The 20,707-nt window shown below is 67.6% G+C and carries 20 protein-coding genes; 9 read left to right on the top strand and 11 right to left on the bottom strand.

Translation table 11 applies throughout. The features are described 5' to 3' along the window. Positions 1-2: 2 nt before the first annotated feature. The 6 genes from U8D42_RS18285 to U8D42_RS18260 form a co-directional block, all read right to left on the bottom strand. Positions 3-701, bottom strand: coding sequence for a metal ABC transporter ATP-binding protein (locus tag U8D42_RS18285; RefSeq protein WP_322858701.1), 699 nt, complete (start codon positions 699-701; stop codon positions 3-5). 442 nt (positions 702-1,143) lie between these two features. Then, positions 1,144-1,827, bottom strand: coding sequence for a class I SAM-dependent methyltransferase (locus tag U8D42_RS18280; RefSeq protein WP_322858702.1), 684 nt, complete (start codon positions 1,825-1,827; stop codon positions 1,144-1,146). A 107-nt stretch (positions 1,828-1,934) separates the two neighbouring features. Continuing rightward, positions 1,935-2,855 (bottom strand): universal stress protein, encoded by a 921-nt coding sequence (locus U8D42_RS18275; RefSeq protein ID WP_322858703.1) that lies wholly within the window; start codon positions 2,853-2,855, stop codon positions 1,935-1,937. Between the two features lie 288 nt (positions 2,856-3,143). Continuing rightward, positions 3,144-4,220, bottom strand: a complete 1,077-nt coding sequence (locus tag U8D42_RS18270) for a cytochrome P450 (protein ID WP_322858704.1) — start codon at positions 4,218-4,220, stop codon at positions 3,144-3,146. Positions 4,221-4,363: 143 nt separating this feature from the next. Beyond that, on the bottom strand, positions 4,364-5,290 hold the full coding sequence (locus U8D42_RS18265) for a DMT family transporter (protein WP_322858705.1): 927 nt from the start codon (positions 5,288-5,290) through the stop codon (positions 4,364-4,366). A 9-nt stretch (positions 5,291-5,299) separates the two neighbouring features. Beyond that, positions 5,300-6,196, bottom strand: a complete 897-nt coding sequence (locus tag U8D42_RS18260) for an oxidoreductase (protein ID WP_322858706.1) — start codon at positions 6,194-6,196, stop codon at positions 5,300-5,302. Between the two features lie 92 nt (positions 6,197-6,288). Here U8D42_RS18260 and U8D42_RS18255 point away from each other — a divergent pair, with 92 nt between their 5' ends. The 5 genes from U8D42_RS18255 to U8D42_RS18235 all read left to right on the top strand — a co-directional run bounded on the left by U8D42_RS18255 (position 6,289) and on the right by U8D42_RS18235 (position 13,919). Further along, complete coding sequence (locus tag U8D42_RS18255; RefSeq protein WP_322858832.1) at positions 6,289-7,275, top strand: diacylglycerol kinase family protein; 987 nt, start codon at positions 6,289-6,291, stop codon at positions 7,273-7,275. A 458-nt stretch (positions 7,276-7,733) separates the two neighbouring features. Further along, the gene (locus U8D42_RS18250) at positions 7,734-10,973 is read left to right on the top strand and encodes a thioester reductase domain-containing protein (RefSeq protein ID WP_322858707.1); all 3,240 of its coding nucleotides are present in this window, start codon (positions 7,734-7,736) and stop codon (positions 10,971-10,973) included. Between the two features lie 25 nt (positions 10,974-10,998). Beyond that, positions 10,999-11,907, top strand: coding sequence for a metal-dependent hydrolase (locus tag U8D42_RS18245; RefSeq protein WP_322858708.1), 909 nt, complete (start codon positions 10,999-11,001; stop codon positions 11,905-11,907). Between the two features lie 4 nt (positions 11,908-11,911). Then, positions 11,912-12,832 carry an alpha/beta fold hydrolase gene (locus U8D42_RS18240; RefSeq protein WP_431523789.1) on the top strand — a complete coding sequence of 307 codons (921 nt, stop codon included), beginning with the start codon at positions 11,912-11,914 and terminating at the stop codon, positions 12,830-12,832. A 4-nt stretch (positions 12,833-12,836) separates the two neighbouring features. Further along, positions 12,837-13,919: a PDR/VanB family oxidoreductase gene (locus U8D42_RS18235; protein WP_322858710.1), complete on the top strand. Its 1,083-nt coding sequence runs from the start codon at positions 12,837-12,839 to the stop codon at positions 13,917-13,919. A gap of 440 nt (positions 13,920-14,359) precedes the next feature. Here the strand turns inward: U8D42_RS18235 and U8D42_RS18225 are convergent, their stop codons facing one another. Then, positions 14,360-15,409: a cation diffusion facilitator family transporter gene (locus tag U8D42_RS18225; protein ID WP_322858711.1), complete on the bottom strand. Its 1,050-nt coding sequence runs from the start codon at positions 15,407-15,409 to the stop codon at positions 14,360-14,362. Positions 15,410-15,595: 186 nt separating this feature from the next. On the opposite strand from U8D42_RS18225, the gene U8D42_RS18220 reads away from it, so the two are divergent. The 3 genes from U8D42_RS18220 (at position 15,596) to U8D42_RS18210 (ending at position 16,462) form a co-directional block, all read left to right on the top strand. Then, entirely contained in the window at positions 15,596-15,883 is a 288-nt protein-coding gene (locus tag U8D42_RS18220; RefSeq protein ID WP_322858712.1) for a hypothetical protein, read from the top strand. Positions 15,884-16,032: 149 nt separating this feature from the next. Next, positions 16,033-16,221, top strand: coding sequence for a hypothetical protein (locus U8D42_RS18215; RefSeq protein ID WP_322858713.1), 189 nt, complete (start codon positions 16,033-16,035; stop codon positions 16,219-16,221). Positions 16,222-16,240: 19 nt separating this feature from the next. Next, positions 16,241-16,462 carry a hypothetical protein gene (locus U8D42_RS18210; RefSeq protein ID WP_085240590.1) on the top strand — a complete coding sequence of 74 codons (222 nt, stop codon included), beginning with the start codon at positions 16,241-16,243 and terminating at the stop codon, positions 16,460-16,462. Between the two features lie 82 nt (positions 16,463-16,544). Here the strand turns inward: U8D42_RS18210 and U8D42_RS18205 are convergent, their stop codons facing one another. The 3 genes from U8D42_RS18205 to U8D42_RS18195 form a co-directional block, all read right to left on the bottom strand. Beyond that, positions 16,545-16,790, bottom strand: a complete 246-nt coding sequence (locus U8D42_RS18205) for a hypothetical protein (protein ID WP_141659179.1) — start codon at positions 16,788-16,790, stop codon at positions 16,545-16,547. A 76-nt stretch (positions 16,791-16,866) separates the two neighbouring features. Next, positions 16,867-17,049: a hypothetical protein gene (locus U8D42_RS18200; RefSeq protein ID WP_249025861.1), complete on the bottom strand. Its 183-nt coding sequence runs from the start codon at positions 17,047-17,049 to the stop codon at positions 16,867-16,869. Between the two features lie 229 nt (positions 17,050-17,278). Then, on the bottom strand, positions 17,279-18,022 hold the full coding sequence (locus U8D42_RS18195; RefSeq protein ID WP_158089963.1) for a hypothetical protein: 744 nt from the start codon (positions 18,020-18,022) through the stop codon (positions 17,279-17,281). A gap of 173 nt (positions 18,023-18,195) precedes the next feature. Between U8D42_RS18195 and U8D42_RS18190 the strand changes: the two genes are divergently transcribed. After that, on the top strand, positions 18,196-19,140 hold the full coding sequence (locus tag U8D42_RS18190; RefSeq protein WP_322858714.1) for a ferritin family protein: 945 nt from the start codon (positions 18,196-18,198) through the stop codon (positions 19,138-19,140). A gap of 135 nt (positions 19,141-19,275) precedes the next feature. Here U8D42_RS18190 and U8D42_RS18185 read toward each other — a convergent pair whose 3' ends face one another. Then, a complete protein-coding gene (locus tag U8D42_RS18185; protein WP_322858715.1) occupies positions 19,276-20,625 on the bottom strand; it encodes a hypothetical protein in 1,350 nt (449 codons plus the stop codon). Positions 20,626-20,707 lie beyond the last annotated feature (82 nt).

Below are 20,707 nucleotides of genomic sequence, written 5' to 3'. Positions count from 1 at the left end.
CGCTACTCGTGCTTGTGCTCGTAGAACTTCACCTCAGCCCCGTAGAGGCGCTGCAGGTTTTCGGGTGTGAGCGTCGAGATGGGCGGGCCTTGGCAGATCGGTTGTCTGTTCACACACAGCACGGTCGAGGAGAGGCGGTGCACCACCGCTAAGTCGTGGGTGACGATCAGCATCGTGAGGTTGCGTTCCTGATGCAGTCGCGTGAGCAGGGCATAGACCGTCTCCTCCCCGGTGATGTCGACTCCGGTTGTGGGCTCGTCGAACAACAGGACGTGAGGATCCCCCGCAAGAGCCCACGCGATGAGGACCCGCTGAAATTGTCCGGACGACAGGTCACCGATCCGCTTGTTGGCAAGCTCGCCGGCGAGTCCGACGGTGCGCAGCATTGCGTCGACGTCTCCTCGTGGATTTGCCTTGAGCGCGAAGAAGTCCGCGACCGACAACGGGATGTCTTTGATGTAGGGCAGCCGTTGTGGGACATAGCCGATGCGGGTGCCCTTCTTCCACGTCACCGAACCCTCGTAGGGCACGGTGCCGAGAAGCGCGCGCAGCAGAACCGTCTTGCCCGCGCCGTTCGGGCCCAGGATGGTCAGAACCTCGCCGCGCCGCACAACGAACGACAGGTTCGCCAGGACCGCCTGCCCTTCGAGGGTCACCTTCAGGTCGCAGACCTTCAGGACTGGTTCGCCATCATCCGACATCGGCGCGACCAAGGTAGGGCTTGACGAAAAGGTCTGGCCCAGATGCAGGCGAGCGGCCGCGCGGCAAGGACTGCGGAGCCGAGATCGTGTTCACGAAGCGCAGGGCCGGACTTACTTCTCCTGCGCCACTTGCGTCATCTGCTTGTCGCAGCAGATCTCCGCATGCTCCATCTCGGGCGAGCATGGGCATGGCTTTTCGTAAACCAGCACCGCTCCACACTGGTCGCACTCGTATCGTTCTCCGACGCTTCGCGGCATGCGACCCCCTTTGGTGTCGACTTTCGTCCTGTCGGGTTCGGCGGGTCATCGTTGCGGCGAGGGCAAAGCCCGCCACGTGGGCAGCTTACGCCTGGGCAGTGTCTTCGCACTGGGTTCTCGCTCATGCACCGCGCCACGAGTTCATGGCGATTGTCGTGGAGGCGAACACCCCTGTTCTCGGTCTTCACCGTAGATCGGTGCTGGCCTCAGGAGGCGTGTCGATGGTGAGGACCTGCACGGCGCCCAGCCCGGGTGCGGCGTGCCCGAGCAGTGTGGCCAACGGCTCGAGGTGGTGGAGGAACTTGGGGTGCGCCGCGGTGAACAGCCGGCCGCGCACCCGCGCCGCGCCGTGGCGGCGGCCTAGGCGCCGCAGCTGGCGGCGGGTCAGGTAGGTGGCCGTCGAGAAGGGGGGCCGGCGGGTGGGCCGGTCAAGCAGGCCCCACAGGCTGGCGGGGTTGAGGGCAAGGGCAATGATGCGGCCGCCGGGGCAGGTGATGCGTGCCAGTTCGGCCAGCACGGCGGCCGCATCGGCGAATTCCATTGTGGCGATGGTGATTGCGGCATCAGCGATGGCGTCCGGCAGCGGCAGTCGGCGTGCATCGGCGCGCACGAGGCGACCAGGGGCGCGGCCGGCGGCGACCGTGAGCATCCCCGCCGAAAGGTCGACCCCTAGCACGCGTGAACCTTCAGCAGCCAGGTGGGCGACGAGACGGCCCGTGCCGCATCCGACTTCCACCGCGATCTGGTCCCGGCATCGGGGGAGGGCATCGTCGACCGCGGCCAATTCCACCGCCCACGCGTGGGCTCCCCAGGGCGTCTCGAACCACGTGTCGTAAGCCCGCGCCTGAACTGCCGTCAGCTCCTGCATCGCGGGTGGACTCCTCGGTTGTTGCCGCCTGCGCGGTGCGGGTGTGGCGCAGTGTCACCTTGAGGTGGGTAGGTCATCGTGCCGTATTGGTTGGGATTCGGTGTGGCTCAATGGTGGTGGGGCATGCGGGCGATGATCACCGGGATGCCGGCGGTGTTGACCACTGCGGTGCTGACCGAGCCCAGCAGCATGCCGGGGAATCCGCCGCGGCCATGGCTGCCCACCACCACGAGTTGAGCCTTCTGCGCCTGTTCGAGCAACCTGAGCGCAGGCCGATCGCACACCACGACCTCGCGCACGACCACGTCGGGATAGCGCTCCTGAAATCCGCACAGCCGCTCGGCCAGGACTTCTTTCTCCTGGTCTTCGATATTTCGCCACTCGATGGGAGCCCAGTTCACGCTCGCGAAATCAAGGGGCCCCATGTCACTCCAGGCGTGCAGCGCGACCAGGTCCACACCGCGGCGCGACGCCTCATCGAAAGCAATCTCGGTGGCCAACTCCGAAGTCGGCGAACCGTCGACACCCACCACCACCGGCGCCTGCGGCGAGCGCGCCGTGAGCGGATCCTCATCGTGGATGACCGCGACCGGGCAGTCCGCGTAATGGACCAGCCCGGCGCTAACCGATCCCAGCAAGGCCCGGGCCACCGCGCCCTGGCCGCGACAACCCACCACGACCATGTCGACGTGCTGCGACAGGTCCACCAGGGCCGGCACGATCGTGCCGTGCAGCACCTCGCTCGTGACGTGCGACGCGCGACTCGGCGAGCAGGCCTCCACGGCGGCCTTGTGGGCCTGCTCGATGAATTGGCGCCCTCGGTCTTCCTGCATCCGCGCATAGTCGGCAGGCACGGCGATTTCCGACCACCCTTCCCCGGCCACCACCATGGCGGGTACGACGTGCACCAACTTCAGCGGCACGTTGCGCATCTGCGCGTCCCGCGCCGCCCACTCCACGGCCACGAGCGAGGACGGCGAACCGTCGACACCGACCACAATTCCGCGCTGGGTGTGTTGGGATGACATACCGATCTCCTTTGCGGGTGGACCACTGGCGCATCACGTGAACAAGGTCACGGACCGGGATATCGCTAGTGTTAGGCGACCACCGAAACCCGGACAGGAGGCGTTGGTCCCCAACCGGTAGGCACTAATGCCCCCAGAACCAACCCGAGACCCCACCGCAGCGCGGTCCATCTCGGGCAGCGTTGGTCAGGCCCCGGCGTCATCGGGGTGCTCGTCGCGTTCGGCTTCCTGCGGCGCGTAGTCCGAGTTTCTCGTTGTCGGCCACAGGCACAAGCTCGCGGCTGCCAGTCACCAGGTGACCGGAACGGCCGCGACACCGCCGTCGATGCGGTCGGTGATGATCTCGAGATCCTCGACGTCGACCGCCAGGCGTATGTCCGGGAACCGCTGGAACAGCGACCTGACCATCATCCGCAGCTCGATGCGCGCGAGGTTCTGCCCGATGCAGTAATGCGGCCCATGACCGAAGGCGATATGGCTGTTGGGCGTTCGGTCGGGGTTGAACACGTCGGGGTCGTCGAACACGGACGGGTCACGGTTGGCCGCGCCTTCGGAGACGATCACCAGATCCCCGTGGCCGACGGTCACACCGCCGATCTCGACGTCCTCGAGCGCGTACCGCGGCCGGCCCGTGTGGTGGGGCGAGGTCATCCGCAGGATTTCCTCGACGGTCTTGTCCAACCGTGCGGCGACGTCGGCCAAAAGCCAATCGCGCCGGCTCGGCTCACTCAACAGGTAGAGCACGGCGAAATCCATTCGGGCCACGACGGTCTCATGGCCTGGAGAGACCAGACCCATCGCGAAGTAATTCAGGTCGGAATCGGAGAACTGATGGGGATCGGAGTCCTGAGCGGCCAACAGATACGAGAAGATGTCTTCGCCCCGGGCGTGCCGCTTGAGCGCGAGCAAGCGTGCCACGCATTGCCTGAGTTCGGCGATCGCGGCCATCTTGTCGGCCGGGTCGGCGGTGCTGCCCAGGCGGCCGGACAGACCGATCACGTAGTCGCGGTCGGCATCGGGTACCCCGAGCAGGGCGCAGATCACCTGGCCCGGCAGTCGGAATCCCACCAGGTCATGAAAGTTCACGGTGTGGTCGGGGTTTCGGGCGTGCGCGGCGGCCATCTCGTCGAAGCAGCCGTCGATCAACTCCTGGATCTGGCCACTCAAGTGCTTGAGCCGCTTCGGCGCAAACCACGGCAACATCAGCTTGCGCAATCTGGCTATCTGACCTTCGTAGTTCGTGATCGTTCTCGCCATTTCGCGTTCGAAGGCGTTGTCTCCCAAGAACTCTGGATCCAGAGGGGCATGAACACCGAATCGCGTCGCGTCGGCGAATATCTCCCGGGCCTCGTGGTAGGCAGTCACCAACCACGCCGGCTGACCCGTCGGCGTCAAAACCCTGGTAAGCGGCGCGTCGCGGCGAAGCGCATGGTATTGCGGCGCGAGGGCCAAGACGTTAGGGCGCGGCAACGGCAGTTGGACTGCGGGGCAGTCGGTACCGGCCATCGCTACCCGCTCAAGCGTTGCGGAGACGCTTTCGGTTCGTCGGCGAATCTGGCGTCGCGTCCCGCGCCCGCCGACACCGTCGCGGCCTCGCCGCGGGCCAGGCCCACCGTCGCGACGATCACCAACACCGTCGCCACCGCCAGCACCACCCAGTCGAAGCCGTGGGCGTCCAGCGTCTCGCCCAGCACGGTGATCCCGAGCACCGCGCCCACGATGGGCTTGGCGGCGATGATCGTCGGCAACGACGCGGTCAGCGCGCCGGCGCGGTAGGCCGATTGGTGGAAGATCATGCCGGCCACCCCGCAGAACACCCAGCCGTACAGTTCGGGTCTGGTCCACAACTGTTCGGGGTTGTGTTCGAGGATGTCGACGACGCCCTTCATCAGCACCGCGAACGCGGCCAGCAACGAGCCGGCGACCGCCGCGAGCAACACGGCCGACACCGGGCGGTCCGACCAGATCCGGGCGCCCAGCAATCCCAACAACAGCGGCGGGGCCATCACCAGGGCCACCACCAGCCAGGTCTGCGCCGGCGCGCGCTCCTGGTCGCCCACCGGCTGGCCGACCGCGATGACGACCGCCAGTGCCGCGGCCAGCAGCACCGCCCACGTCCACTCGCCGCGGGTGACCGGATGGCGGCTCATCCGCGCGTAGAGCGGCAGGGCAAACAGCAGCGCGGTCACCTGCAGCGACATCACCAACAGCACCGAGCCCTTGTCCAGGGCCGCGGCCAGCAGGCAGTAGCTGGCGATGTCTCCGAGACCACCCATCCACCAACGGGTATCGCGCAACAGCATGCCGAACAGCGCCAGATGCCCGACCGGTTTGTCGGTGACCTCCTGCGCGGAGCGCTGGCGCACCACGTTGCCGATCGCCGACGCCAGCGCGGCGCACAAGGCCAGAATCGCCGCCAGATCAGCCCTTGACATGCCACTAATCTAGTCGGGCGACAAAAAACCGCCTGCCGAGAGCGGGAACGTGGTGCCGGTGAGCTCCTCGGAAAGCTCCCACAGCGCCGCGGCGGTGCCCGCCCGCTTGGCGGGCCAGTTGCGCCAGGTCGGTTGCGTGCGGCCGTACAGACCGAAGCGCGGGCCGACGAAGGTGTCGCCCGGCAGGTCCTGCGACGCCGCGTACAGCGTCTGCCGCGCCCCGAAGTCGGCGTCGGTGGACACGATGCGGTCGACGGCCAGGACCGCCGCATCGCCCCATTTGCGGCCTGAGTTGCCCTGCAGGTTGGTGTGCGACCAGCCGGGATGGGCGGCCAGCGCGCGCAGGGGAGAACCGGCGGCCTCCAGTCGCCGCTGCAGCTCGCTGGTGAACAGCAGGTTGGCCAGCTTGGACTGGCTGTAGGCCAGCCACGCCGAGTACGGGCGGGATCGCCAGTTCAGGTCGCGCAGGCTGATGTAGCCGAAGTGGTGCATCAGCGACGACACCGTCACCACCCGGTCGGTGAGCTTGGGCAGCAGCAGGTTGGTCAACGCGAAGTGGCCGAGGTGGTTGGTGCCGATCTGGCCCTCGAAGCCGTCGGCGGTCACCGCGTGCATGGTGGCCATGATGCCGGCGTTGTTGACCAGCACGTCGACCGTGCCCAGCTCGTCGGCGAACCGCCGCACCGAGCCCAGGTCCTGCAGGTCGAGCTGGCGCACCTCGACGTCGCCGGTCATCCGCTCGGCGGCGGCCTTGCCCTTCTCGGTGTTGCGCACCGCCAGCACGACGCGGGCACCCACCCGCGCGAGCTCGCGGGCGGTGACCTCCCCCAGGCCGGCGTTGGCCCCGGTGATCACGACGGTGCGTCCGGCGAACGAAGGCAGCTGCGCTGCGGTCCAACCAGGCATGCAGCCCACCCTAACCAGGTGATCCCGCCCATCCGAACGCCGCAGGTATCGTGCGTGGGATGGCCGACGGAACCTCACCTGGACGCCGGCGGATGTATCTAGGGGTCATCGTCAACCCGCTCGCGCGCCGGAACCGACGAGGGCGGGGCGACCGCGTCGCCGAGTTGCGCCGCATCGTCGGGCCGTGGGGCGAGGTGCACGAGACGGCGTCGATCGAGGACCTCGGCAAGACGCTGGACCGGATCCATCCGCGGGTCACCCACCTCGTCGGTGACGGCGGTGACGGCGCGCTGCACTGGTTGATCAACGAGATCGAGCGCTGCGAGAGCGACCCGGCACGCTGGCCGGCCTTTGTGCCCACCAACGGGGGCAGCGTCAACGCCGTCGCCCGCAAGGCGCGGGTGCGCGGGCGGCCCGACGCCGTCATCCGCGAGCTGGCCGCCGCCGCGGCGGCCGACCGGCCGCCACCCGAGATACGCCTGGACACGCTGCGACTCGACGGCGAAACCGCGGACGGAGCGCCGTTTCATCGCCTGTGTTTCGGGCTGGCCGCCGGCGGAGTCGGAAACCGGTTCTACGACATGTATTACGGAAAGCCCGACCATGGCCGGACAGAGGTCGTCCGGGTGATCGGCCGCTCGTTCCGCGATTACCTCGCGTCCAAGGTCGGCCGCTCGCAGGCGTCCAGTTACTCGTCGGTGCTGTTCACCCCGACGCGCGCCCGGGTCGTCATCGACGGCGAGGAGGTTCCGTCGCGAACGCACCGCGTGCTGCACGCGGGCGCGATCGACCTGCGGATCGGGGGGCCGTTCCGGCTTTTCCCGAAGGCCGAGAACCCCGGCGCGCTGCATTTCCAGGCCGGCGAGATACGACCCTCGAGGATCGTCGTGCAGCTTCCCGCGGCGCTCACCAACGGCACGGTCCACGGCCGTCGCGTACGCGACGTCAACGGCCGCGAGATGGTCATCGAGGCCGAGGGCGAGCCGCTGTCGCCGATCATCGACGGCGAACGATACGTCGGCATCACCAGGCTGGTGGCCCGCGCCGGCCCGCTCATCCGGGTCGCCCGGACCGGCTGACTCCGTATCTCAGTAGATCAGCACGCGCTGCCCGGGCTGTGCCGTGGCGGACATCACTTTCACGCCGGAATCAGAGGCGCCGATTACACACCCGCTGGGGCGCGTGAATGTCGTTTGCGGTGGCAATACGAAATGAACCAAAATTCCGCGTCGTTAGCGAAAAGGCAATTCAGGATAGGAGCAATTACGTATATCAGTATTCCCGCGAATGCGGAGCATGCTCCGGGTTAAATGGCCTGTTCGAAGCGGTTACCGTACATACTGAAACGCGTACTCACGACGTTGTCTCCCGGAATTCCTACGGCGTAGCCCAGGCTATCCTGTGAGATCAATGTGGACCGCCAATAATGCGCCAACTTGCTTTGCCGAGTGTCCTTTAGCGGCGCTACATTGACATTATCCATTGGTACGCAAGCCCTTATCGCTCATAATGAACCCGGAAGGGGGTGGCTCCTGCGATGGAGACGCTCATTGATCACCTGCACATGCGGGAAGCGCTGACCCCGGACAAGACCCTCTTCCGGTTCGTCGACGCCGACGGTCGCGAGCAGGAGCACTACACGTACCAGAGCTTCGCCGAGCGGACGCGCGAGCTGGCCGCCTACCTGTCGGCGGAGGCCGGGTTGCGACCGGGGGATCGTGCGCTGCTGGTCTACCCGCCCGGCCTGGAGATGATCGCGGCGTTCTATGCGTGCGCCCGCCTCGGGGTGATCGCCGTGCCCGTCAGTCCCCCGCTGCCGATGTCGTTCGAGTCGGGGTTGGCCAAACTGGCCTTCATCGCGCGCGATTGCCAGGCCAAGGCGGTGCTGTCGACCAAGCAGTTCGAGTACGACTACCGCCTGCTGCTCAACCACCTCGACGGCGGGTCGCCGTGGCAGGACGCGCAACGCCCGCCGGAACTGCCCTGGTTCGGCACCGACGGCACGCAGGACTTCGGTGGCACGCCCGTGCCCGACACGCCCGGACCGGTGCTCTTCCTGCAGTACACGTCCGGCTCCACCAGCGACCCCAAGGGCGTGGTGGTCAGCCACGCCAACGTCATCGCCAACGCGTCGGCCTTTGGCGGCGGCGAGGTGCTGGTCAGCTGGCTGCCCCAGCACCACGACATGGGCCTGATCTCCGCCTACCTGTTCATCCTGCTGGTCGGCGGGACCACGCACGCGATGTCGCCGCTGGACTTCCTCAAACGCCCGTCGGCGTGGCTGCGCCTGATCAGCGACGTGCGCGCCACCCACACGCCGGTGCCCAACTTCGCCCTCGAGTTGTGCCTGCGCGAGGACAAGCTGCCCACGTCCGAGCTCGCCGGGATCGACCTCAGCAGCCTGGAGAGCATCGTCGTCGGCGCGGAACCGCTGCGCGCCAGCACCTTCGCGCGCTTCCGGCAGCGCTTCGCCCCCTACGGCCTGGAGCCCAACGCCCTCACGGGCGCCTACGGCATGGCGGAGAACACGCTGATCGTCTCGCTTCGCGGACGACAGACGCTGGCCCTGAACAAGCGCGCGCTGGAGAGGAACCACGCGCGGGTCGAGAAGGCCCAGCCCGAGAACAGCAACCAGGCCCCGGTGGTGAGCTGCGGCAAGCCGATCGAGGGCAACGTGGTCCGCATCGTCGACCCGGAGTCCCGGCAGGCGCTCGGCGAGGGGCGGGTCGGCGAGGTATGGCTGGACGGGCCCTCCAAGGGGGCTGGCTACTGGAACCGCCCCGAGCTGACGGCGGAGGCCTTCGCCGCCCGCATCCCCGGCGACGACGCGCACACCTATCTGCGCACCGGCGACCTCGGCTTCCTGTACGAGGGCGAGCTGTTCGTCTGCGGCCGCAGCAAGGACCTCATCATCGTGCGCGGCGTCAACTGCTACCCCTCGGACATCGAGGGCATCGTGGAGCGGTCGGCCCCGCAGGTCCGCGGCGGCTGCGTCGCCGCCTTCGCGGTGGAGCACGACGACCAGGAAGTGCTGACCGTGGTGGCCGAGGTCCGCGACGCGCAGACGCTGCCGGACGGCAAGGCGCTGGCGCGGGCCATCCGCCGGCACGGCCACATCGACCCGCACACCATCGTGTTCGTGCCTTCGCACAGCATCCCGAAGACCACCTCGGGGAAGATCAGGCGCGCGTCCACGCGCCAGCTCTGGCTGGACGGCGAGCTGCCTGTGCTGGCCACCTACACCCACCAGCCCCACGACGCGACGCACGACGACAGTGCGGGCCCGCTGGATCGGTTCCGCAACCTGATCGAGAGCTACGACCTCACCGGCGACGAGGACTGCTCCTTCGCGGACCTCGGCATCGACTCGTTGGCGCTGGCCGAGCTCCGCGCGGACCTGCAGGCCCTGCTGGAAGAGCACGGCGCCGGGGAGTTGACCGAGGACGTCAACACGCGCCTGCTGCAGCGGCTGACGGTGGCCGAGTTCTTCCGGCTGATCCGGCAGTTCGGCGAGGGATCCGGGCAGCCGGTGGAGGCGCTGCGTCAGGCGCTGGACCAGATTTCGGCCGAGTACGAGGCCTACGAGGTCGCCCGGATGCGGGCCGACGCCCGGCTTCCCCTGCCGGCGCTGCCGCCCGCGCGGCCGGGTGCCGTCAGCGACATCCTATTGACGGGGGCGACGGGATTCCTGGGGCCGTTCCTGATCGCCAGCCTGCTCGGCCGGACCTCCTACACCGTGCACGCGCTGGTGCGCGCGACCGACTCCGGGCACGGGCTCGACCGGATCGTCGCGTCGCTGCGCAAGGCCCGGCTGTGGTCTCCGGCGCTGGAAGCGCAGGCCCGGGAGCGGGTGCGGGTGGTCTGCGGCGACCTCGCCGAGCCGCAGCTGGGCTTGGGCGAGGCCGGGTTCCGGCGGCTGGCCGACAGCGTCGACGCCGTCGTCCACAACGGCGCCCTCGTCAACTACGTGCGCACCTACGACGCCCTGCGACCCGCCAACGTGGCCGGGACGCACGAGCTGCTGCGGCTGGCCATGACGGGGCACCGCAAGACCTTCCACCTGGTGTCCAGCACCTTCATCTACGGGTGGAGCGTCAAGCCGGTGGTCGGGGAGTCCGACGCGAACCTGGAGATGAACGCCCTGGACTTCGGCTATTCGCAGACCAAGTGGGTCGCCGAGCAGCTGGCGTTCGCCGCCCGGCGGCAAGGGCTGGACGTGCGCATCTTCCGGCCCTCGCTGATCTCGCCGACCGGCGCGGGTTTCGGCAGCCAGGACGACATCCTGGTGCGCACCGTGGCGTTCATGATCGAGCACGGCGTCGCCGCCGACGCGCTCAACCAGCTCAGCCTGCTGCCGGCGGACCTGATCGCCGACCACATCGTGGCGCTGATGGACCTGCCGGCCGAGGCTGGGACCGTGTTCAACATGACCGCCGACGACTACTACAACCTGACCGACATCACCCGGGTGTTGTCGGAGCGCTACGGCTACCGCTTCGACTACCACGACATCGGATCGTTCGCCGCTGAGATGAACCGTCGGTGCACGCCGCGGGACCCGATCTACCCGCTGGTCGACTTCCTGACCCGCTCGGCGGACAAGATCGCGGCGATGCGGGACAAGCGCTACGGCAACACCCAGTACCAGCGTGCGCGCGCGCTGGCCGACGTCCGCCTGCGTGAACCCGCGCTGACCCAGACGGTCGACAACCTCGTCCGGTTCTTGCGTAGCGAGCGCCTGATCACGGAGGCTGAAGACCAGGCACGCAGCGCCTAGCCGCGAACCACCTAGGGGGTCCACCATGTTCACCGTCGATGACCAGGCCACGGGTCCGCATCACGCGTCGCTCGACCACGAGCGCATCGTCCTGCAGGCGCGTGACGTCGACTTCGACTGGGCGGCGCTGCCGTTCTACTACGTGCCGGGCGAGCCCTTCACCACCCACTTCTGCAACGTGCTGCACCTGCTGCTGCCCGCCGGCGAGGAGTTCATCGTCGACGCGTTCAAGAACACGCTGCCGCTGATCAAAGACGATCAGTTGCGGCTGGACGTGCAGGGTTTCATCAGCCAGGAGGCCATGCATTCCCAGGCGCATTCGGGGGTGCTGGACCACTTCGCGGCCAAGGGCGTGGACGTCACGCCGTTCACCGACCAGATGGCCTGGCTGTTCTCCCAACTGATCGGCGACCGGCCCGGTTGGGGTCGGCGGCGGCGGCAGAGCTGGCTGCTCGAGCGGGTGTCGATGGTGGCGGCCCTCGAGCACTACACCGCCATCCTGGGCGAATGGATCCTGGACACCCCGCAACACGACGCCTTCGGCACCGACCCGGTGATGCTGGACCTGCTGCGCTGGCACGGCGCGGAAGAGGTCGAACACAAGGCGGTCGCTTTCGACACCATGAAGCACCTGGGCGCCGGGTATTGGCGCCAGGTGCGCACCCAGCTGTTGGTGACGCCGGCGCTGCTGTGGTTGTTCGTCCGCGGCGTGCGGTTCATGTACTCGGTCGACCCGCACCTGCCGCCGGGTACCAAGCCACGCTGGCGCGACTACTTCGGCGCGGCGCGCCGGGGCCTGGTGCCCGGACCGTTCCAGTTCCTGCGGGTGATCGGCGCCTACTACCTGCCGAGTTTCCATCCGTCCAAGCTGGGCGGGGTGGGTCGCGCGGTCGACTACCTGGCCCGATCGCCCGCGGCGCGCGCGGCGCACTGAGGGCATGCGAGAGATGACTCGATCCAGCACCGTGATCGCCTCCGACGGTGTGTCGCTGGCCGTCCACGCCCACTCGGAGATCGATGCGGGGCGCCCGACGATCTTGGCGATCCACGGCTACCCGGACAACCACCACGTGTGGGACGCGGTCGCCGACGAACTCGGCGGGCGGTTCAACGTCGTGGCCTACGATGTGCGCGGGGCCGGTGAGTCGTCGAAGCCGCGGCGGCGCTCGGGATACCGCCTGCCGCAACTGGTTTCCGACATCGGCGCGGTGATCGACAGCCTCGGGGTGGGCACGGTGCACCTGGTGGCTCACGACTGGGGTTCCATCCAGGCCTGGGCCGCGGTCACCGACGACACGGTGATGCGCAAGGTCGCCTCGTTCACGTCGATCTCCGGCCCGCACCTGAACTACGCGGGCAGGTTCCTGCGGTCCGCGCGCACACCCCGTGGGGTGCTCGACGTCCTCAAGCAGGCTTTGGCGTCGTCCTACATCTGGTTCTTCCTGTGCCCGGGGGTGCCGGAGCTGTCGATCTGGTCCCGCGCGACGGTGGCGGTCTTCGCGGGGGTCGAACTGATCGGACGCCCGCGCGGCACGGGCCGCGGGCGCGCGGCGACCACCCGGTCGATCCGCGACTATGTCAACGGTCTCAACCTCTACCGCGCCAACATGCCGGCGCCGTTTCTGGCTCCGCCGAAGCAGCTGCCGCAGACGGCCGTCCCAGTGCAGGTGCTGGTGGCGAGGAAGGACTATTTCGTCTCACCGCCCCTGCAGCGGTTCACCGGGGCGATACCGCCGCACGGCAGGGTCGTCGAAATCGAAGGGGGACACTGGGTGGTGTCCTCCCACCCCGGTGTGATTGCCAAGCTGACGAGCGAGTGGGTCAGTCAGGTCACCGGCACCGACATCCGACAGGCATAGGACATTGGCTGTGGCACAAGCGATTTGGAGTAGCAGGCCCGCCGACCTCTACGGTCGGCGCAGGCGCGATCGCCTCTACACGGCGTTGTGGGGGGTGGGCACGCTGTTCGGCGGGTTGGCGTCGGCGTCGCGGTGGACTCCCTCGAGGGTGGTGCCGGTGCGGCGGACCAACACCGCGGTGGTCACCAAGCGTGAACTCCTCACGCCCGACGTGGTCGCGCTGACCCTCGCCGACGCCCGGGGCGGGTTGCTGCCGTCGTGGACCCCCGGCGCGCACATCGACGTCCGGTTGGCGTCGGGCCGCCGCCGCCAGTACTCCCTGTGCGGGCCGCCCGGGCGGCGCACCGACTACCGCATCGCGGTGCGCCGGATCGCCGACGGGGGCGGCGGTTCGATCGAAATGCACGACACCTTCGCCGTCGGGGACACCGTGGAGTTCGACGGTCCGCGCAACGCCTTCTATCTCGTCACCGACGAGCGCGAGGTGTTGTTCGTGGTCGGCGGCATCGGCGTGACGCCGATCCTGCCCATGATCCGGCTCGCCCAGCAACGCGGAATCGATTGGCGGGCCGTGTATTGCGGCCGCAGCAGGGAGTTCATGCCGCTGCTCGACGAGTTGCTGGCGGTCGCGCCCGACCGGGTCACCGTGTGGGCCGACGACGAGCGCGGCCGCATGCCCACCGTCGAGGAACTGCTGGCCGACGCCGGGCCGGCGACAGCCGTGTACGTGTGCGGGCCGACCGCGATGCTCGAATCGGTGCGCAGGGCGCGCGATGAACACGCCGACGCGCCGCTGCACTACGAACGTTTCGGGCCGCCGCCCGTCGTCGGCGGAGCCCCCTTCGAGCTCGAACTCGCCAGGTCGGGGCGCGTGCTCGCCGTCCCGGCGAACCGGTCGGCGCTCGCCGTCATGCTCGACGCCGATCCGGCGGCAGCATACTCGTGCCAGCAAGGTTTCTGTGGCACCTGCAAGGTGAAAGTGCTTGCGGGGCAGGTGGATCGCCACGGCCGTGCCCTGGAGGGCGACGGCGAAATGCTGGTCTGCGTCTCCCGGGCCAAAGGCGAACGCCTGGTAATCGACGCCTGATAACGCCGAGTAGGGGCACACCGGTATCCCGGAGTAGCGCACCAGTCGCGGGCTGCCGCGCCTGGACCGGCAACCGCCCGAGGTGAGACCGCGACGTCAGTCGTTATCGGGCGCTTCGTTGCCCAGGAAGTGGAAACTCTGGTCCAAGTGCACTTGCACCCGAGTGCCGTCGCCTTTCGTGGCGAGCACGCCGTAATAGGCGGCGCCTTCGTTGGTCTCCTTTTCGACCTTCCCGGCGCCCCTTTCGTCGTGGTCGTCGTGGTGTCAGCGACGCTATCGCCGGCACATGAAGCCACGATGAAACTATTGGAATTTCTCTTGCCGGCCGCGCGATCGCGTAGGTGGCTCCAAGCTGGCAGAGGTCTCGCGTAGACGAAAGGTCAAGCAGCGCCCAGCAAATGGGACGAATCGACCGTCAGGCGCGATAGAGCCCGTACCGATTACGGGCGTGCGTCGCCCCGGTGTGCGGGGTAAGCGTGCACGAGAGCGCTGTTCAGCCTGGGAACGTCGTGTGCGAGCTGGTGCTCGGCGTCGTGGGCGATGCGGTGGGCGTCTTCGAGACTGACGTTGGGGTCGATGTCCAGCTCTGCATCCGCGTGCAGGCGGTGCCCGATCCAGCGCATCCGGATACTGCGTACGCTGCGGACGCCCGGTCTGGCAGCCAGAGATGCTTCGGCGGTGTCGATGAGATCTGGCTCCACCGCATCCATGAGCCGGTGGAAGATGTCGCGCACCGCGGTTCGCAGCACGGCCAGGATCGCCACGGTGATGACAAGGCCGACGATCGGGTCGGCTAGCGGGTAACCGAGGGCAACGCCGCCGGCCCCGAAAAGCACGGCGAGCGAGGTGAATCCGTCGGTGCGTGCGTGCAAGCCATCGGCGACCAGGGCGGCCGAGCCGATCTGGCGACCGGTCCGGATCCGGTACACGGCGACGAGTTCGTTGCCGAGGAAGCCGATCAAGCCGGCGGCGGCGACCCAGCCGATATGGCCGATGGCAATGGGATGGATAAGCCGTCGGATGGCTTCGTAGCCGGCGATGATCGCGGACAAGGTGATCATGCCGATGACGAACAAGCCGGCGAGGTCTTCGGCGCGGCCGTAGCCGTAGGTGTAGCGCCGCGTCGCCGCGCGCCTGCCCAACGCGAATGCGATCCACAGCGGCACCGCGGTCAGGGCATCCGAGAAGTTGTGGATCGTGTCGGCGGCCAGCGCGATCGATCCGGAGATGACCGCTATCACCACCTGCACCATCGCGGTCGCACCCAGCGCGATCAGGCTGATCTTGACCGCCCGGATGCCTACGGCGCTGGTTTCCAGTGCGGAGTCGAGGCTGTCGGCTGCGTCGTGGCTGTGCGGGGCGAAAAGCTGCGTCACGAAGCCGCGGATTCCTTTGGGATGTTCGTGGTCGTGTCCGTGGTCGTGGTCGTGGTCGTGTTCGTGTTCGTGGCCGTGTTCGTGGTGATGCTGGTCGGTGCTTTCGCTGGTCATCGCTGCCCTGCCCGTCGTGTTCGGTGGCGGTCGGTGGTCAACACCGGATTGCCAACAGGTCGGCCAATTCGTTGACCGAGAGCTCACCGTCGGCCAGGCATGCGGAACGCCACGGCCACCAGGCTGTCGCCGATAGGGCGTGTCCGCTTACCTGCATCCATAAATAGATACTAGATAATAGGCCGGGTGGTGCCAAGCGGGCTCGTCCGTCCGATCGAAGCCTCGCGGCGCTACGCGGACGCGCCACGCAATCTGACGGTGACCTCGGCGCCGCCGCCCGAATGGTTTTGGGCGGTAACGGTTCCGCGGTTGCGTCGGGTCAGGGCGTCGACACTTTCCGCGCTCAATGGCGTGGAGTCACCGGCCTACTCCATCATGGCCCCGGTGATCTCCTGGTCATGGGCGGGGCTGGCCACGCCGATGGCGATCTTTGTTCCGATCGTCATCGATGCATCCCTTCTCGTCCTACCCTGATCGTCGAAGTAAAGCTGGCGCCGGCACATGAAGCCGGGATTAATGTGATCGAATTCGTTTGCGTGGCGACGCGATCAATAGTGAATGCAAGTCGCGATGCAACCGAGAGACAGTGTGCACCAGACTATTACCCTTACTTCGTCAAACACATGGCCGTCGAGCCTGATGATCTGTCGCCGAGGGGCGCGGCCCGCAGCGAGACCTTGAGCGGAAAGAAGGGTGAGGCGCTGGCTGTCATCCAGCCCGACCGCCCAACGGCCGAGGTACACCTCGATGAGGATTTCCCGGCATTTGGCACCTTGCCGGCCGGTCAAGACAAGGACGATGATCGTGACTGACGGCTGAGGAGGGTCGATCATGATGCTCAACAGGTTCGCCGCCTGGACCGGGTGGCTGTCCGCACTCCTTGCTTTCGTGGCACTGCCGATGGCCTTGTTCGCGGCCGGCACCGGCCACGCCGGCTGGGCGATGGTGGCGGTCGCCGCGTTGCTGTCCTGCGTCGGCGTAGGGGCCGGCGTGGTCGGGGCGGTCGTGCACTACGACCACCGACATCACAGAAGCACTCCCCACCTCTTCTAGCGACTCGACCCGCCTGCGCCCGAGTGCGCTCGGGCGCCAATAGGCCACGCGTGGCGCGGCGCGCCAACGGCCCAGCGGGGGCCTAGCAGTTGATATGGGGAATGCAACCCTGGTCGCCGCCGGGACCGGTGAAGTCACGGGTGGGCTCACTGGTTGCGGGGGCTCCCTGACCGGCTGTGGCCGGCGGTGCCGGCGTTACGGTAGACGTCGGGGTGGCCATCGGTGTGGTTGTGTCGCCGAGCAATTCGCCGACGCCGAAGCCCGCCGCCAAAGTCAGCACCGTCGCACCGCAGAACAGCACGATGCCCGTCCTCGCTCGAGATGTCATCACAGCCTCCGTTCTCGGTTGTGCGCAACGCCGAATGTGGCGCGTCTAACCCACAGGGCTTGAGTCGTCTGCATCGCTAGCCGCCTTCACGGGCATGCAGTCGAGAAAGGCCATCGTCGATTCCCCGGGCGATTTGACCGCGGACATCAGAACTGACACCGGGCGGCGACTGGCAATGACAGCTCAGGTTGCTGAACGGGTTGGGGTCGCTGCCGGCCACTGGCGCGAACTCCACGCCGGCGCCGAGGAGGATCGCCATACTGACAATGAGTCTCGTAATCACTTGGAAACGACTCATTTACGGGCTTCGGCCGGCGGCGCGATCGGCCTCACCACCACGGGTGCAACCGGTGGATTTGCAGCAGCACGATCTCGCTGCTTCCATGCGTATGACGATACCCCCGTAGGGTACAGAGAGCAAGCGGTTTGGCGGATGATTTGCGGGCGCGCGCGCCGATCGGGCACCGGCCGGGGAATCCGCAGGCCGGTTAGTGGCTTCCGGTGCCGGTGGAACGGGTCTCGCGGTTGCGGCTCTCGCCCAGGGTCCGCACGGCGCCCGCGGCGAGCGGCTTCTGCCGCGCACCGTGAAGCTCCGCGGTGAGGTCGTGCTCGAACGCCGGAACCGCCAACCCGCGCCTGCGCAACGCTCGGCCCAGCGCGGCGATGAACAGGCCCTCGCCCTCGCGGCGGCACCCGAGCACGGCGCGCTCGTTCATGACGTCGCGAGTGAGGGCGGCGGCAGGACAGGCCGCGACCACCTCCAGCGAGGCCCGCATATCCAGCGTCGTGGTCACCCCACACGACGGCGAGGCGCCGATACCGACGATGCCGGCGACCGCGATCCCGGACCGCTGGTAGTCGGCAACCTCGCGGGCGACCTGCCGCGCCAACCGCCTGTAGACCAGGCGGGTCCAGAACACGAACCCGCGTAGCAACAGACCGCGCAACGGGTACAGCAATCCCCCCTTGGAGTGGTACAGGGGCAGGCTGTGCGGCTTGAGCACCCCACCCCAGGCCAGCCGCTCCGGGCAGGGCAGCTGGTGGATTCCGTAACCCGCGCCGATCAGCTCCTCGACCGCCTCCGGCACCGCCCCCGGCCGGGTGGCACCGCCGGCGTAACGCGTGTTCTCGTTGAGCAGGCAGTGCGACACCAGCACGACCCGCCGACCGCGCTCGTCGCGCAGTTGGTCGAGCAGCAGTTGCGCCCGCGACCGCGCCGAGCTAGCGCGCATGATCGACACGGTACCTCGGCTCAATCGACGCGGGAGCCGCTTTCGGCGCCGGCCCGCATCCAAGCAGTCGCCATCACCGATTGCGGGACTTCCGCCTCTAGGGCCGGCCTGCCGCACACCGTTACCGTCTGTCCAATGGCAAGACGATTGGCACATCAACTGCGGGGTTAACCATGTCTCAGTCCAAGTGGTCGTTGGTTGTGGTGTGCGCGGCCGCGCTGCTGGTGGCGGCATGCTCGAGCCATCCGGCGCCGACGGCAGCACCGTCCACCTCCGCGCGAGCCGATTCCACCCGATCGAATGCGTTGTCAGCCATGCACGGTGAGGCGTTAGCCCATGCTAAGTATCTTGCGTACGCCGCTCAGGCGAAGCAGGCAGGGCGGGCCCGGGCCGCGCAGGACTTCACCGACGCCGCCCAAACCGAGCACATGGATCACTTTGCGCGCGAGGCTGATCTGGTCGGCCTGGGCAGCGACATCGCGGCCAACCTGGGCGACGCGATCAACGGCGAGAGCAACGAGGCCACCACCATGTACCCGGGTTTCGCCGAGCAGGCCACCGCCGACAATGACCCGGCCGCGGCGGCCGCCTTCAGCGAACTCGGCACCGACGAGGCAGCTCACCTCAAGGACTTTCAGGCCGCACTCAACGCGGTAAACAGCCCGGGCAGTGGCGCGTCGGTACCCGCCGGCCCAACGCCGCCACCGGTGGCTATCGTGGCCGGGCCCCCACGGTCGTCCGGCGTCACGCTGGCGAACCTGCGCACGGCGATGCAGGGCGAGGCGTTCGCGTACGCCAAGTACATGCGTTACGCCGATCAGGCGCGAAGAGCCGGAAACCCTGCTGTGGCGCAGCTGTTCACCAACACCGCCGACGTCGAATTGAACGAGCATTTCGCGATGCTGGCCACCCTGGCGGGGCTGGTGGCCACCGACACCAACGCCAACCTGCAAGACGCGATCAACGGTGAGCAGCACGAGGCGGACGTCATGTATCCTGACTACGCCCGTCAGGCCGATCAGGCGGGAAATGCTCAGGCCGCCAACCTGTTCCGGGAAATCGCCGGCGACGAGAAGAGTCACCAGCAGAAATTCCAAGCCACGCTGACTGCGTCGTGACGATGAAAAGCGTTGAACCGCACCGCTATCCGGTAGGGCACTTCGACGTGTACAGGGGAACGCCGTTCCAGGAGATCAGCGCGGTGGAGACCCAGTCTCTGCGCCCGCCACTTGATAGGGGATCCCGGCGGGGTCTCAGGTCCACGGGCCGGGGAAGTGGCCGTCCTGGTCTTGCACCATCACGATGTCCTTGCAATCGCCGCCCAGGGCCGCGGCATTCTCGCCGCGGCACACCAGGGTCCAGCCCGATATCCGTGCGAAGGGCCGGACCGACCAGGTGGTCGCGATCGGATCGGTGGCAGGCAACGCCAGCACGGTGAACGTGTTGCCGACGTTGGTGATGTAGAGGTGGTCTTCGAAGAAGGCCATCTTGGCAATGGACATCCGCTTGACCTCGTCTCGGCTCTTCAGCAGATCCCATTGCTGGCTGCGCAGGTTCCACACCCCGAAGCCGAACGGGGAGTTGTCCGAATCGTGGCCATCGACAAACAATTTCCCGTCGGACAGCGTCGCGGACAGCCCGCCACCGGGAATGCGGTCGGAGTCACCGATCTTGATGACGGACTTCGCGTTCAGGTCGTAGAACATCGTCGACAGCACCGGGGGGTTAGAGGAATCCGAGTGGGTGATCTTCACGAGTTTGTCCGGGCCGTCGGATAACTCGGCGTCCACACTCCGGATGTCGTTGTCCTGGTAGATCGGCTCTCCGCTGGGCCGGCGCAGTTCGGCGCCCGATGTCTTGGCGGGATCGGTATTGCGCTGGAACGCGAGGACGTCCTGCCAGACGCGTCCGGCCTGCGGGTCATTCCACGGCATCGACAAATCGGCGCCGGAAAGGAGCACCGTCCGGGGAGGTGACGCGGGGGCGTGCCCGTCGGTGAAGGCGTTGATCCACGCCACGCCCGACGCGGTGGAGGCCAGGCCCCAGTCCTTGGCGGCGGTCATCTTCAGGTCCGGCGCCGGCGGTTGCAGCTCCTTCGTCGCCAGCGGCTGGGCCGCCTTGAAGTCGAAGGTGTATGCCGTGGTCTTGGTGGCTTCGGGTTGTTGCGCCGGCCCGGGTTTGACGGTCGTGACGAGGTAGACGACTTTCATGTCGTCCGGCGTGCCCGTCAGCGCGCAGATGGCGCCGGTGAGGTTCTCGCCGGCGGCCACCGCCGGGACGGCCGGCGCGACGTATTGCCCGGTCTTCGGGTCAAAGATTTTGGGGCGGATCTCCTCGAGTGCGGATTTGCTGACCGAGAGTTTCTCCGGGCAACCGAAGTACGCCGTTCCGCCGTAGCTTTTCCAATCCTTCTCCAACGGGCCGGTGATCTGGGCCGGAGCGGGGGCCGGGCTAACGGCCTTCTTTGCCGACGACGTCGAGGTCGTCGGCGCCGCCGCGGGCGGGGACGCCGTTGCCGAGCAGGACGCCACGGCCATGCAGATGACCGACGCGACGAGGGCGCGCCCGAATGTGGGCGCGCTGTGCCCCGGAACTGCCCGCATCGAAAACCCCCGTTAAGTTCGTGTAACCAACGAGCGTAAGGCGGGCCGGGGTCGGCCGCGACTTGTGTCAGGCGGTCTTCGT

It is taken from the genome of Mycobacterium europaeum (assembly GCF_034555895.2).
GTDB classification, from domain to species: domain Bacteria; phylum Actinomycetota; class Actinomycetes; order Mycobacteriales; family Mycobacteriaceae; genus Mycobacterium; species Mycobacterium europaeum.
The sequence above is the reverse complement of the archived record's forward strand: the minus strand, read 5'-3'. Positions and strand labels throughout refer to the sequence as shown.

Coding starts and splice junctions, on each gene's coding strand:
- U8D42_RS18210 (WP_085240590.1), top strand. CDS start 16,241: ATGATGCTCAACAGGTTCGCCGCCTGGACCGGGTGGCTGTCCGCACTC.
- U8D42_RS18200 (WP_249025861.1), bottom strand. CDS start 17,049: ATGGCGATCCTCCTCGGCGCCGGCGTGGAGTTCGCGCCAGTGGCCGGC.
- U8D42_RS18265 (WP_322858705.1), bottom strand. CDS start 5,290: ATGTCAAGGGCTGATCTGGCGGCGATTCTGGCCTTGTGCGCCGCGCTG.
- U8D42_RS18195 (WP_158089963.1), bottom strand. CDS start 18,022: ATGCGCGCTAGCTCGGCGCGGTCGCGGGCGCAACTGCTGCTCGACCAA.
- U8D42_RS18245 (WP_322858708.1), top strand. CDS start 10,999: ATGTTCACCGTCGATGACCAGGCCACGGGTCCGCATCACGCGTCGCTC.
- U8D42_RS18190 (WP_322858714.1), top strand. CDS start 18,196: ATGTCTCAGTCCAAGTGGTCGTTGGTTGTGGTGTGCGCGGCCGCGCTG.
- U8D42_RS18255 (WP_322858832.1), top strand. CDS start 6,289: ATGTATCTAGGGGTCATCGTCAACCCGCTCGCGCGCCGGAACCGACGA.
- U8D42_RS18225 (WP_322858711.1), bottom strand. CDS start 15,409: ATGACCAGCGAAAGCACCGACCAGCATCACCACGAACACGGCCACGAA.
- U8D42_RS18260 (WP_322858706.1), bottom strand. CDS start 6,196: ATGCCTGGTTGGACCGCAGCGCAGCTGCCTTCGTTCGCCGGACGCACC.
- U8D42_RS18250 (WP_322858707.1), top strand. CDS start 7,734: ATGGAGACGCTCATTGATCACCTGCACATGCGGGAAGCGCTGACCCCG.
- U8D42_RS18275 (WP_322858703.1), bottom strand. CDS start 2,855: ATGTCATCCCAACACACCCAGCGCGGAATTGTGGTCGGTGTCGACGGT.
- U8D42_RS18185 (WP_322858715.1), bottom strand. CDS start 20,625: ATGCGGGCAGTTCCGGGGCACAGCGCGCCCACATTCGGGCGCGCCCTC.
- U8D42_RS18280 (WP_322858702.1), bottom strand. CDS start 1,827: ATGCAGGAGCTGACGGCAGTTCAGGCGCGGGCTTACGACACGTGGTTC.
- U8D42_RS18205 (WP_141659179.1), bottom strand. CDS start 16,790: ATGACATCTCGAGCGAGGACGGGCATCGTGCTGTTCTGCGGTGCGACG.
- U8D42_RS18240 (WP_431523789.1), top strand. CDS start 11,912: ATGCGAGAGATGACTCGATCCAGCACCGTGATCGCCTCCGACGGTGTG.
- U8D42_RS18285 (WP_322858701.1), bottom strand. CDS start 701: ATGTCGGATGATGGCGAACCAGTCCTGAAGGTCTGCGACCTGAAGGTG.
- U8D42_RS18215 (WP_322858713.1), top strand. CDS start 16,033: ATGGCCGTCGAGCCTGATGATCTGTCGCCGAGGGGCGCGGCCCGCAGC.